This window comes from Paenibacillus roseus (genome assembly GCF_016424485.1).
GTDB lineage: Bacteria > Bacillota > Bacilli > Paenibacillales > Paenibacillaceae > Paenibacillus_D > Paenibacillus_D roseus.
The window spans coordinates 882339-894496 of record NZ_JAELUP010000103.1 but is presented as its reverse complement, the minus strand read 5'-3'; the positions used below and the strand labels follow the sequence as shown (position 1 = coordinate 894496).

The window sequence follows — 12158 nt, the reverse complement described above, 5'->3', positions numbered from 1 at the left end:
GAATACTTTGCTTATTTGCTTGCTTCATTTATTCCTTTGGTAAAGTCTTGTCCCAACCATTCAATGCTCAGCTTGGCCAAGGTACCGTCTTCCTTGATGGACTTGACCGCCTCATCAATCTTGTCGGCCAACTCCTGGCTATCCTTGCGCAGTACGAACAATACATCGGATTGGATCAGCGGTTCGCCGACCGTCTTCAGCGCCTGCTTGCCATCGGCATCCAAGTAAAACCGCAGTGCAAAATCTGTTGTTATTGTCGCATCTACCCGCTTGCTCTTGATCAAATTCACAAGATCATTGGCAGCGCCGCTGGAGTAGACAATTTCAAACGGATCGTTATTCTTCTTGTTATATTCCTGCAGGAAGAACGCCTGGTTGCTTGTAGCGCTTGTGTAAACTTTTTTACCCTTCAAGTCCTGGATGGATTGAATGGTGTCATTATCCTTGTCGACTGCAACCTTCGTTAAGAAGATGCTATATGGCTCTTTGGTGAAAAGATACTTCGCTTCGCGATCGGGATTCTTTTCCATTTGATGCGCTACAAAGTCAATTTTGTTGGTTTCCAAACCGAGCAGCAAGCTGGAGAATTCCATCGTCTTCAACTCGAATTCATATTCTGGCAGACGCTTGTCAATTTCCTTGACCAGTTCTACGTCAAAGCCGGTCAACTTTCCATTCTCGTCGATAAAGCAGACATTCGGGAATTTTGTGCCTGTTCCGACAATGATTTTCTTCACCTGTTTCGCTGGCTCTGATCCGCCCGTGGAGCCTGTGTCTGTCTTGCCGCCACCAGATCCATTACTAGAGCCACACCCTGAAATCACTAAAAATAATGCCAATATTCCTGCGATAACTGATGCTTTTTTCATATCATTTCCTCCTGTGGGTTGACTCCCTTATTTATAACATATAATTCCCAGTTGAATACTAAGAATTAGAGTATAATGAACTTAATTTACCATTCATTCTTTAAATTGTCAATCAATATTTTCCGAAAATATTTGTCCGCTATTCCGTGCTTGCCGTAAGCCGTACATGCAAGATTAAGGAGGTTGCGTATGGCTTTTAAAACTCATTTTAAACCCATAAGCTTAATTGGAATTTGGCCATGTAAAAAGTCTAGCACCACGTTATGAAGATGGTCAATGCTCTAACAATCATCGTTTTCTATTCATGGATTGAATCCTTTTATCCAAACATGGATTTCGTTTCTAAATTTTCTTACTCAACTCCAGCAGCAGCCGTGTCAGTCCGGGCTGTTCCCCCTTCAAGGCGATCAGATTGGTGCGCAGCGTCTGAATACCCAGTGATTTTACGGGCACAGGAACAAGCAAGCCGGACTTCACTTCTTCCCTTACGCACAGTTTCGGAAGGAAGCCGATGCCCATCCCCGCCTGTACAAGCTTCTTGGCAGTCTCCTGATTGTCAACCTCATAATCAATGACAGGCGGACGGTCCAAAGTCTCGAACATCCGGTGCAGCCTCATCCAGTCAATAGAACCGCATTCAAAGAATACGAGCGGCTCCTGCCTGACATCTTCCATACTGACGTCGGTTTTGGTTGCAAAAGGATGTTCGGCATTTGCATACAAGCCGATCTCGTCCTCATAGAACAAAAAGGAATCGAGCAACGGATGCGTAATATTGCGTACCAATCCGATGTCAATATCCTTGTCCTGCACAAGCTTGACCACCGTTTCACTGGGCGCTGTAACGAGCTTGAACCGAAGATCCGGATAATGCTGCTTTAAAGAAGGTACGATAATTGGAAGAATATAATTAGAAACGGAGACCGTGCAGCCGATTCGAAGTTCCTGCATCGTCTTCTGATATTTGATTTGCTGTTTGCCCTTCTTGTAGGACTGCAAAATTTGCTGGGCATACGGCAGGAACAGCTTGCCTTTCTCCGTTAGCGTGAACTGCTTGCCCATCCTCTCAAACAGCTTCGCGTCCAACTCGCGCTCAAGAGATTGAATTCTTGCCGTGACCGAAGGCTGTGACAGGAAAAGCGCATCGGCTGCCTTGTTAAAGCTGTTAAAATGGATGACGTGTACAAAGGCTTCAATGTTATCAATATTCATTGCTGCTCCTCCGTTCGTTTTCATATATAGAAGAAGCTCCCGCCCTACTTTCCAGCGACAGCCCCTGTTGTAAAAAGAGAGGCGTAGCAAAACAAGATTGCTCGCCTCCGTTTGTCCGGTCGACATTCAACGGTTTAAAAGCATATTAATTTCATAGGAATAGTATTATTATTACTATACACCATTTTTAAAATATGTGAAGTATTTTTCAGCATAACCTTGCAAAAAACCTTAATAAAGCGGAACACGGCCGCCGTTTCCGATAACAGGACGCTGGGGATATGGATACGTATAGCCGCCCTGCGAGATGTCATATCCCGAATTGAAATAGGCCGGATTCGGTGCAATATGGCGATTATAGCCGGGGTAGATATCGTATGCGGCAGCATTTAGAGCCCGGGTCTGATTTTGCTTGCAGCCTGCAGGCGGTCCAATAAACACGGATTGCTTGATCGGGGCAAGCGTTTCCTCTACCTCTTTTTCATTCAGGCAGTAGGAGTGAGCCAGCACATTGGCGGGGGTCAGGCGCAAAATATCGGAGCCCAGTATAACCTCCGGGACAGGAGCGTCAAATATCGCAAGCAGATGCGTATGATCCGTTGTAGCTACCTCATAATGCCACCAGCCTTGGGGCACATTGGCCACCTGCCCAGGCCGAATGGAATAACTGAGCAATTCATTCGTAAACGGGTTAATAAGAGAGACGACCGCAGCGCCGGAAATGCAATATACGAGTTCCGAGGCATTCTGATGGTAATGCGGTTCAATAACATTGCCTTCGCTTAGAAATATATCGAGCAACGAGGTATTGCCCAGCGTATTTAACTGCTTGATCGACAATTCATTGATATAGTTTCGATCATCTTTTTTATACAGCGGATTGTTGCTCAAATCATAGTTAAACCGCACGGACGGCGATGTGTAATCCATATAAGAAGTTGCCATGCTTTTAGCCCTGCCCTTCAATTGAATTATAGGTATCAACCTATGGTTATGGGCTATTGTATGCGGCAAATCGCCGTCAAGTGAAGCGGATATCCTTTTAAGATGAGCTTGATGCTTGCTTTCTCGGGAATAATGCTTTCAGCAGCGGCGGCGTGACCAGCGTTGTGGCAATTATCATCAGGATGATTGATGTGAAATATTCGGGCAGCAGCAGACCGCTCTGCAATCCGGTGGCGGCAATGATCAGGGCAACCTCTCCCCTGGACACCATGCCGGCCCCGATCACCAGAGAAGAACGAGCCCCAAACCCGGTCAATCTGGCTCCAAGTCCGCCCCCGACAAGCTTGGTAATGATCGCTACAATTGTAATTAGAATCACGAAACCAATCTGGCTGCCAATTCCAACAAAGGTTACATTCAGTCCGATGCTGACAAAAAAGACGGGAACAAACACCGCATATGCGATCGGCTCTATCTTGCTTTCCACGGTATGCTTGTACGCGGTTTGCCCAACTGCGATTCCCGCTGCGAACGCCCCGATAATCCCCGCCATATTCAGCCATTCGGCAAAATAAGCAAACCCAAAGCATACGATCAGCGCTGTACTTGCGACAGCCTCTGTCACTCGCAGCGGTGCGAGCCACTTCATCAGCCTCGGGACAATCAGCCAGCCTGCGATTATAATAACGACGAAGAAAATAAGCTTTTTGCCGATCAGCAAGCCCAGTGAAATATCGCCGCCAGTGCCCATCAGACTCATCAACACGGCTAACAGAACGACAACCAGTACATCGTCTACTACAGCAGCACCCAGAATGGTTGTCCCTTCCCGGGAACCGAGCTGGTTCATTTCCTTCAACACTTGAACGGATATGCTTACGGATGTCGCACAGAATATAATGCCGAAGAACAAAGCGTGATGCTGGTCAAAGCCAAAGCCAATCGCACTGCTGTAACCCCCGACGAATGGTAAAATAATACCGCCTATCGCAACGGCAAATGCAGACTTCCAGTTCTGCTTCAGTTGCTCCAGATCGGTTTCAAGGCCTGCAATAAACATGAGCAGCAGCACGCCAATTTCAGCAAATTGATAGATGAAACTTCCCTCCTGCACCCAGCCGAGCACCGCCGGACCAAGTACGATCCCGATTAACAGCTTGCCCAGCACCGCTGGCTGACCGAGACGAACCGCCAAATCTCCCGCCAGCTTCGTGGACAACAAAATCAACATCAGATACCAAATAAATTCCATCCGCTCTCTCCTCTTCATTGGACATGCACGACCACAAAGCTTCTCTCACGAGCACGGAAAACACCCGAAAAAGACAAAGAGAAGCCCGCTGTGACAGGCTCCTCCAAAATGAAATCGTATTAAATTTTCCGTTCCTTCATTAATAAGCATTATAAAACATTTTGACTATCCTTGTAAATGTACATTTAGCAAACTGCCGCTTATTCCGCTTGTCCTGCAGGACCTGACCTGCTGCCTTTCCAATTGCCTCTGCCGCGGGCAAAGGTTCGATAGACCAAGAGGATGAATGCAAGCAGGAACACCAACAGCGGGAGCGGGAACAGCAGCCCGGCAAAGCTGAAATTTCCAGCATATCTGAGCATCATCACAATCTGAATCGCATACGCAAGATAAAAAAGCGCGCCTGCAAGGACAGCCGGACCAGAAGGGTCGGCACCAATAGCCAGCCATTGCGTTACTGCTGATACGGCCCCCGCAATCCATATGCTGATTGCCATCAGCTTGATCGGAGAAGTTGCGAAAATCCCTCCGGAAAAACTATTGCGCGAGCCGCCAATCAGTCCGGTCAATCCGTCAGGAAACATCCTGGAAGCGATCAATCCCCTGCCCAGCCGGTTTGAGACTTGCATCCCTTGCCGCTTGAATACGATGCCCAAATGATAGTTTTCCAGCGCTTCACCGCTCACCGCTTGATGACCGCCGGCATCCATGTACATTTCCCTTCCGCACACAACGCAGGGACCGAAAGCGCCGCCTTCCTGCCCACTGCCAACGGAAAACACGACAATCAGATTAAAGAAGGCGGACAATCGTTCATAAGCCCGCTTCATCCAGTGATAAGGCTGTACGGACAAAAAACCGCCCTTCTCTTGGAACGCCAGCCCAAGCCTCTCCAGCCCATCCGCCTCCAGCACAGTATCTGCATCAAGGAAGACCAGCACCTCCCCTTTGGCAGCATGGGCTCCGCGCCAGCATGCCCAGCTTTTGTCTGCCCAGCCTTCCGGCGATTCCCCAGCGGTCACCACGGATGCGCCCGAGGCTGCTGCAATAATGGCAGTCTCATCTTCGGCGGCGTCGACAACGACAATCATTTCCGCAGGACGCAGCGTCTGCTTCGCAAGCGAGGACAACAGCGCCCCGATTTTGTCGGGCGCATTCCGGGCGGGTATCACAACCGACATTGCGGGCAACGTCAACATATAATCCTTCCCCATGCCGCTCTGCTGCCCAATCTGCACAGGATAACGTTCCGGCGGCTTGAGAAGACGCATGGAGAGCAGCAGCATCCAGCCGCACAGCCAACCGGCGATTATCCAGAATGTTGCAATCACTATCATAATCCCCTCCTTTTGCAAAAAAGATGAATAATTGGCCTTGTTAGCATTGTACACACCTTTTTATGTCTTCAAACTTAATACGCCAATGAATCGCTCAGTCCTGCCTGCAAGCAAAGATAATCGTAAAAAAGGTTGTCCCTTATCCGCCGCATGTTACTTCACGGCTTCAAATGAACAACCCCACCATACTAATTTCCAAAATCCGTTACTTGCTTTTATAGACTGGAATCTTGTTGCTGGCAATCATTTCTCCGAACGGGCTGATAAAAGCCGGATCTTCGTTTTTATCCGACTTTCCAAGCGGGAGCTTAGGAAACAGCAGTTCCGCTGTCCGGTATGCTTCCTCCAGATGCGGATAACCGGATAGAATAAAGGTTTCAATGCCAAGGTCCGCATACTCCTTCATCCGGGCCGCCACATTGTCCGGACTGCCTACAAGAGCGGTGCCCGCTCCCCCCCGGACAAGGCCGATGCCTGCCCACAGATTAGGGCTGATTTCCAACTTGGACCGATCTCCCTTATGAAGCTCCGACATCCGTCTTTGCCCTTCGGAATCCATTCTGGCAAAAATCTGCTGGGCCGAGGCAATCGTCTCCTCATCCAGGTGGGCAATCAGTTCATCTGCAGCTTGCCATGCTTCCTCTTCCGTCTCTCGGACGATGACATGCAGCCGAATTCCAAATTTCAGCGTGCGGCCTTTTTGTGCGGCGAGCTTGCGCATGCGCTCGATTTTCTGCTCCACCTGGCTTGGCGGTTCGCCCCAGGTCAAGTAGACATCGATATGGTCAGCTGCAACGTCCATGGCCGCGTCCGATGATCCCCCAAAATAAAGCGGCGGATACGGCTTCTGAATAGTCGGATAGAGTACGGTTCCGCCTTCCACTTGGAGATGCTTGCCTGAGTAGTCCACTTGTTCTCCTGACAGTTCTCTGCGCCATATGGTTAAAAACTCGTCCGTCAGCTCATAACGTTCATCATGGTTCAGGAACAAGCCATCTCCGGCCAGTTCCACCGGGTCGCCCCCGGTAACTACGTTAATGAGCAGTCTGCCCTTGGAAAACCGGTCCAGCGTGGCCGTCATCCTTGCCGAAATCGTCGGGGTAGTGAGACCCGGTCGAACTGCGACCAGAAATTTTAATTTTTCCGTCACCGGTACAAGTGTTGAGGCTACAATCCAGGCATCTTCACAGGACTTCCCTGTCGGCAGCAATACCCCGCTGAATCCCAATTCATCAGCCGCCTGGGCGATTTGCTTGCAATAGTTGTAGCTGACCGCCCGCGCGCCTTCCCTTGTTCCCAAATATCGCCCGTCCCCATGGGTCGGGATGAACCAAAACAGCTCCATGCGATTTCCCTCTCTTCTCTCCGAGTTCCTTTTGGAACCGTATATGTCATATTATTTCACGGCTATCGGACCACTCTTGCTTGTATCCTTCAGCAGCTTCCAGATCGGATCAATTAGGCGTTCTTTGTCAAATTCGACATATTGGTTGGCAAAAGCCCGCACCGGATCACCCGCATAGAAGCGTTCATACAACTCATGCCGGGATCCTAGCGGACTGCCGACCAAATCCCAGGCAAGTTTGAGCAGTTGCACTTTCTTCTCCGCGCTAACCGATGCCCCTTCAAAGTAGAGATGCATCAGCTTAGAAATCGGCCCGTAGAAGTCCTCTATGCCGGAAGGCGCCTGAACGAATCCGCCCCCTCCCACCTGCTGCAAAATCTCGATTGCCCGCGGGTAAAACTTGGTGCCAATATTGCGGGCGGTATGGATATAAGACAGCTCTGGAACGTATACGCCCGATTCATCGTGTTTGCCCTGTGTCTCGGAAGCGATAATCAATGCTTTAATAATATCAATTTGTCCGATAAGCTCGCCCAGCTTCTCCTGAATATGAAGAAAGCCGGTCACGCCAATCGACTCCGAAATCGCCATGGAAACGCCTGTGACAAATTCCAGTTTAGCCACGAACCGGACGACATTCTGGTGAAAGGCGAGAGCATTGGCTGTTTTATTCGCCCGCAGCGCAAGCACCTTCTCCGAGTCCCCGTACAGCAGCACTCTCTCCCACGGGATCAGCACATCATCAAAGAACAGAACGGCATCCATCTCATCATATTTGGAACTAAGCGGATGGTTGTGCTCGCTGCCGTCAGCAAAGGACTCGCGACACACAATATGCAATCCGGGCGAATTCGCCGGTACGATCAGCACATGTGCGTGCTTGGCGTCCTTGGCATCGAACTTCAGGAATGAGAAGATCACAAAATCATGTGTATAAGGCGCCCCTGTCGCAATCATTTTCGCCCCTCTAACGACGATGCCTTCTTCCGTCTCCCTCACTACATGCAGGAAGCGCTCGGCGATACGGCTGTCACTCAGGTTGCTGGAACGATCGATTTGCGGATCGATAATGGCAGTTGTCAAAAATAGATCATTGTCTCTGGCATTTTCGTAATAGGAGGTAATTTTGCTTTCAAAATGCGGGTCGAGCGCTTTGAGCTGTCCCCGTGCCGCATACCAGCCTGTAATAATCGATCTGGCATAGTCCGAGAGCCGGCTCATCATGCCATGCGTTTCATTGGACCAATAGCTGAACGATTTACTTCGGCGGGCAAGCTGTTCCTGCGTATATGGAACAAGAAAGGAACTATGAGCATAACTGTCACGGCCCTCAACTTTAAATCCAACTGTATCTCTTAATCCTGGGTCATCCAACGTATCGAACAGTCCCCGAATGGTCTCCAGCGTCCCTTTGAAGGCCGAGTGTTCTGCAATGTGCTCTACCTTTTTCCCTTCGAGCCATACGCTGCGCCCGTCATTCAAACTGCGGAGAAACTTTTCTCCTCTCAAAATGTGTTGAACCTCCCTCATAAAATCAAATCAATTAATTCCGATTGATTTTATATAATTTATTTATTATCATAGCTATTAATCTACCGGATGCAACAATCAATATTTCATATTTTGCCGTATAACCAACAGAGCCTAGTCTATTTGTCTGAATACCTGAACATAATCATACGTTACGTTTTTAGGTGTAGGCGGATGTAAGAGAGAGTTTTTACCTTTGTTTTGTTGTTTATCCGACATTATTATCTCATATGATGTTTACTAGGAGGGAATCAAAATGACTGGATCCCATATGCAGGCCGATCGACGGGTTCGCCGCACTCAGCAAATGATCGTGGAAGCGTTTTTGTTTCTTTGCAAGGAAAAGGAATACAAGGACATTATTATCCGGGATATTACAGAGCGGGCTAATGTGAACCGTTCGACCTTTTACGCCCATTATGTCGATAAGGAGGAGTTGTTGCAAAAAATTGTCGAAGAGAAATTATCCGTGCTTAGCGAACTGTCACTCAGCTACACGAATACCTACCGTCCTGATTTCGATACGCCTGATCCTTATTTTGTCGCGCTTTTTGAACACCTGGCTGCCCATGAAACATTTTATCGCGTAATGTTGGGCAAAATGCCGTCGTCATTTTATACCTCCAAAATGCTAGAGGTCATTCGCGACAGCTTTTATTCGCGGAGCGCCACAATTAGCAGGGATCAAAAACTGCTCATTCCGCTCGATATTTTGCTGGACTACATCAGCTATTCGACGCAAGGCATCATTGAGAAATGGCTGTCCCAAAATATGATATACTCTCCGCACTATATGGCTCTGCAGCTTACCCGGCTATCGGTGCTTGGCGTGTATACCTCAATGGGGCTTAACGGGGAAAACAGCGGAGAGAAGTAAGGGACAAGCACAGACGGCTTTGCCGTGCTTGACGAGCAATAGCAGCTATTTATCCAATCAAAAAAATCGACCACCTGCCCGCATCACGGGCACAAGTGGTCGATTTCCTAACCATATAAACTTGAAATTTATCGAATATCGCCAACTGCCTTGAGCGTCGCCTCGATCGCGGCATCAAGGGCTGGAGTCGTACCCTGGAACGGATGCTTCGCGCCGTAGGTATGATCGCCGCCCGCTATCGAAATCCATTCAATATCCGGTCTTCGCTCGACAAGTTGTTCAGAGCCTTCGATCAGCCTGCGGTAATCCTGATCCCCCTGGATGAGCGCAAGCGGTACCCTGAGTTCCGTGATCCGCTCTGTGATATGAAAACGCGCCTTATTCTGCTCCAGATCGTCGGCAATCACCCGCTCCAGCGGCATCATCTGACCTGTTCTGGCATTCCGGGTATACGCGATTCCCCGCTCCCGTATTTCCTGCAGCCCCGTTTCACCGAAGATGTCCGTGAACCGGACCGAACCGTTCCAGGAGATGACGCCGTGAACAGTGTCCGGGTGATCGAGCGCCCACAGAATCGCTTCCCCGCCCCCGCGGCTGTGTCCAAGAAGGACAAGTCGGTCGGCAGTTGGCTGCCGTCCTTCCAACGGAAGATTTCCCGTCCGAACCCGCTCCAGCAAAGCGCCCAGATCCTCAAGATCGCCGCTGAACGTCTGACGGCCGAACTGCTCCAGCTCGTCAAATTCAGTCAGAGATTCGCCTACGCCATTGCGTGAGAGATTGAATCGAATGACATCGTATTGTGCAGAGAGCCGATCCGCTACGTACGGGAACATGCCCCAGTCCTTGAATCCTTTAAAACCATGAATAATGACAATTGTCCCTTGCGGCTGATTTGCTGATGCATAATGAATGTTGCCCCGAATAATTCTAGTCTCTGCGGAATTTGTCGCATATTGAAATGAACGTTCATCTCCCATTGCCTATCCACCCTCCATTACAGCGTAAATGACTCACCCGGCTGAACGACTTTCCCGTTCAATCCGTTCTCTGCCAGCCTGTCCACATAAAGCTGGCCGTCCTGCTTGAGCAAATCAAACGTATTGTAATGCACCGGTACTGTCAGCTCAGCCTGCAGCCATTTGGCCGCGATCAACGCATCGTCCGGTCCCATCGTGTAATTGTCTCCGATCGGCAAAAACGCCAGATCAATACGGTTCAGCTCGCCGTACATTTTCATATCGCCAAACAGGGCCGTATCGCCTGCATGGTAAATCGTCTTTCCTTCGATTGTTAGCAGCAGACCGCTTGGCATACCCATGTACATAATGTTCTTGTCCTGGTCAAGCGTTACACCCGAGCTATGGAAGGCCTGTGTCAGCTTCAGTCGTCCAAATTCAAACTCTCGCGATCCCCCAAGGTTCATCCCATGTGTCTTCACGCCCTGCCAGCTGAAATAGTTGGCCAGTTCGACCATAGACACAATTGTCGCATCGTTGTTTTTGGCAATGGCAGCCGCATCTCCGATATGGTCCTCATGCGCGTGGGTCAAGACTACATACTGTACCTTAATGTCCTCCACCTTGACTTTTGCCAGCGGATTATGAGTAATGAAAGGATCGATAATAAGCGAATGGCTTCCTGACGTAATCTGTACACTCGAATGTCCGTGAAATATAATGTCCAAGATACAGCCTCCTATAAATAACAGGATAATTCGGGATAGCCAACTTCACATTTCCCGTTATTTACTATTGTATCCAAACTGCTTCCCAGGTTCAAATCCCGTTCCTGCCGCGCAGGAAACTCCATTTATGTAATAGCCATCTTCCCGGTACACCTTGAAGGCAATTTCGAGTTCTTCTACACCTGCGGACCGGACATGCATCGTAATCGTTCTCGCCAATTCGTCACGCACATGCCTCCCACGCTCGAACCAGGCGACTTCGATAAACGGGTAGACTGCCGCCACCCCTTCTTCTCCAGTTGCCGTTACCTCAAGGCGGTCGATTGTAAAATTATCAGTCCCGCACCCGCAGACCTGGGCCATATCCTTTAGCAGCGGTTTACTAATGGTTATCAGTACATTCTTATCAATTCCGCGTACGGTTAATTGCGGCATCCAGCTTCCCTCCCTGCAATCTTGCCTTGTCTGTTACTCCTCAGTTTCCTTGTAATGCGCCAAGCAGAATGCTTCAGCCTCGGCCAGCTCATCATCCTCCAGATCATACGACAGAAAACGGTTCGTCGTCCGCTCGTACAGTTCATGTTTGATAATGCGGCCCCCCTCATCATCCACCATATATACTGCCTTTACATATATACCGTGGGGAGAATAAAGCTCGTCCTCTTCATCCAGCTCCAAATCAAGCAAAAACTCATATCGCTTTCCGCTTAAAATGCCGAACGGGTCTTTGACCAACTCAACCTGATATTCCGTAATATTCAATCTTCTCATCCTTTCAGTTGCCATCTGCTCCGCCTTGTGAGGGACGGATGCAAAGTGTTCGCGTTCTTGGATTTTAGCACTCCACTGTCAAACATGCCAGTCTATTTTAATCACTTTCATTTCAAAATAATAATTATTTCTCTATATTATCCATTTTATATTTATAAAATAGCTTATTTTTTATCTTTTCCGCTCATTTTAAGCGATTTTATTATAGGTTATTTACATATTTATAAGGTATTTGGAATGAAAATATTTTTGGTGCAAACTGTTCATTTCTATGCTACGATACGTCTTGATTTAAGGCTTGCTACATAAACTTGCAACATTGAACGAGGAAAGAAG

General features: G+C 48.7%; 12 protein-coding genes. 1 reads left to right on the top strand and 11 read right to left on the bottom strand.

Annotation, left to right across the window (positions count from 1 at the left end):
* Positions 1-11: 11 nt before the first annotated feature.
* From JFN88_RS21140 to JFN88_RS21110, 7 genes are all read right to left on the bottom strand, one after another.
* Positions 12-869: a transporter substrate-binding domain-containing protein gene (locus JFN88_RS21140; protein WP_199021240.1), complete on the bottom strand. Its 858-nt coding sequence runs from the start codon at positions 867-869 to the stop codon at positions 12-14.
* Positions 870-1211: 342 nt separating this feature from the next.
* Positions 1212-2081, bottom strand: a complete 870-nt coding sequence (locus JFN88_RS21135) for a LysR substrate-binding domain-containing protein (protein ID WP_199021239.1) — start codon at positions 2079-2081, stop codon at positions 1212-1214.
* Positions 2082-2312: 231 nt separating this feature from the next.
* The gene (locus JFN88_RS21130) at positions 2313-3026 is read right to left on the bottom strand and encodes a cupin domain-containing protein (protein ID WP_199021238.1); all 714 of its coding nucleotides are present in this window, start codon (positions 3024-3026) and stop codon (positions 2313-2315) included.
* Positions 3027-3123: 97 nt separating this feature from the next.
* The gene (locus JFN88_RS21125) at positions 3124-4278 is read right to left on the bottom strand and encodes a cation:proton antiporter (RefSeq protein ID WP_199021237.1); all 1155 of its coding nucleotides are present in this window, start codon (positions 4276-4278) and stop codon (positions 3124-3126) included.
* Positions 4279-4478: 200 nt separating this feature from the next.
* Positions 4479-5615 (bottom strand): glycosyltransferase family 2 protein, encoded by a 1137-nt coding sequence (locus JFN88_RS21120; protein WP_199021236.1) that lies wholly within the window; start codon positions 5613-5615, stop codon positions 4479-4481.
* Positions 5616-5820: 205 nt separating this feature from the next.
* Positions 5821-6960, bottom strand: coding sequence for an FMNH2-dependent alkanesulfonate monooxygenase (gene ssuD / locus JFN88_RS21115; RefSeq protein WP_199021235.1), 1140 nt, complete (start codon positions 6958-6960; stop codon positions 5821-5823).
* A 51-nt stretch (positions 6961-7011) separates the two neighbouring features.
* Positions 7012-8469, bottom strand: coding sequence for a 4-hydroxyphenylacetate 3-hydroxylase family protein (locus tag JFN88_RS21110; protein ID WP_233168110.1), 1458 nt, complete (start codon positions 8467-8469; stop codon positions 7012-7014).
* A 277-nt stretch (positions 8470-8746) separates the two neighbouring features.
* Between JFN88_RS21110 and JFN88_RS21105 the strand changes: the two genes are divergently transcribed.
* Positions 8747-9367: a TetR/AcrR family transcriptional regulator gene (locus JFN88_RS21105; RefSeq protein WP_233168108.1), complete on the top strand. Its 621-nt coding sequence runs from the start codon at positions 8747-8749 to the stop codon at positions 9365-9367.
* A 128-nt stretch (positions 9368-9495) separates the two neighbouring features.
* On the opposite strand, the gene JFN88_RS21100 is transcribed toward JFN88_RS21105, so the two are convergent.
* Genes JFN88_RS21100 through JFN88_RS21085 form a run of 4 tightly spaced genes read right to left on the bottom strand, consistent with a single transcriptional unit; the run spans position 9496 to position 11837 of the window.
* Entirely contained in the window at positions 9496-10344 is an 849-nt protein-coding gene (locus JFN88_RS21100) for an alpha/beta fold hydrolase (protein WP_199021233.1), read from the bottom strand.
* A gap of 17 nt (positions 10345-10361) precedes the next feature.
* A complete protein-coding gene (locus tag JFN88_RS21095; protein WP_199021352.1) occupies positions 10362-11054 on the bottom strand; it encodes a metal-dependent hydrolase in 693 nt (230 codons plus the stop codon).
* A gap of 54 nt (positions 11055-11108) precedes the next feature.
* A complete protein-coding gene (locus JFN88_RS21090) occupies positions 11109-11486 on the bottom strand; it encodes a DUF1904 family protein (protein ID WP_199021232.1) in 378 nt (125 codons plus the stop codon).
* Positions 11487-11519: 33 nt separating this feature from the next.
* Positions 11520-11837: a DUF6509 family protein gene (locus JFN88_RS21085; RefSeq protein WP_233168103.1), complete on the bottom strand. Its 318-nt coding sequence runs from the start codon at positions 11835-11837 to the stop codon at positions 11520-11522.
* Between the last annotated feature and the right edge of the window lie 321 nt (positions 11838-12158).

What these genes read in the sequence shown, in the direction of transcription:
- JFN88_RS21140 (WP_199021240.1), bottom strand. Translation starts at nt 869, where the DNA reads ATGAAAAAAGCATCAGTTATCGCAGGAATATTGGCATTATTTTTAGTG.
- JFN88_RS21135 (WP_199021239.1), bottom strand. Translation starts at nt 2,081, where the DNA reads ATGAATATTGATAACATTGAAGCCTTTGTACACGTCATCCATTTTAAC.
- JFN88_RS21130 (WP_199021238.1), bottom strand. Translation starts at nt 3,026, where the DNA reads ATGGCAACTTCTTATATGGATTACACATCGCCGTCCGTGCGGTTTAAC.
- JFN88_RS21125 (WP_199021237.1), bottom strand. Translation starts at nt 4,278, where the DNA reads ATGGAATTTATTTGGTATCTGATGTTGATTTTGTTGTCCACGAAGCTG.
- JFN88_RS21120 (WP_199021236.1), bottom strand. Translation starts at nt 5,615, where the DNA reads ATGATAGTGATTGCAACATTCTGGATAATCGCCGGTTGGCTGTGCGGC.
- ssuD (WP_199021235.1), bottom strand. Translation starts at nt 6,960, where the DNA reads ATGGAGCTGTTTTGGTTCATCCCGACCCATGGGGACGGGCGATATTTG.
- JFN88_RS21105 (WP_233168108.1), top strand. Translation starts at nt 8,747, where the DNA reads ATGACTGGATCCCATATGCAGGCCGATCGACGGGTTCGCCGCACTCAG.
- JFN88_RS21100 (WP_199021233.1), bottom strand. Translation starts at nt 10,344, where the DNA reads ATGGGAGATGAACGTTCATTTCAATATGCGACAAATTCCGCAGAGACT.
- JFN88_RS21090 (WP_199021232.1), bottom strand. Translation starts at nt 11,486, where the DNA reads ATGCCGCAATTAACCGTACGCGGAATTGATAAGAATGTACTGATAACC.
- JFN88_RS21085 (WP_233168103.1), bottom strand. Translation starts at nt 11,837, where the DNA reads ATGGCAACTGAAAGGATGAGAAGATTGAATATTACGGAATATCAGGTT.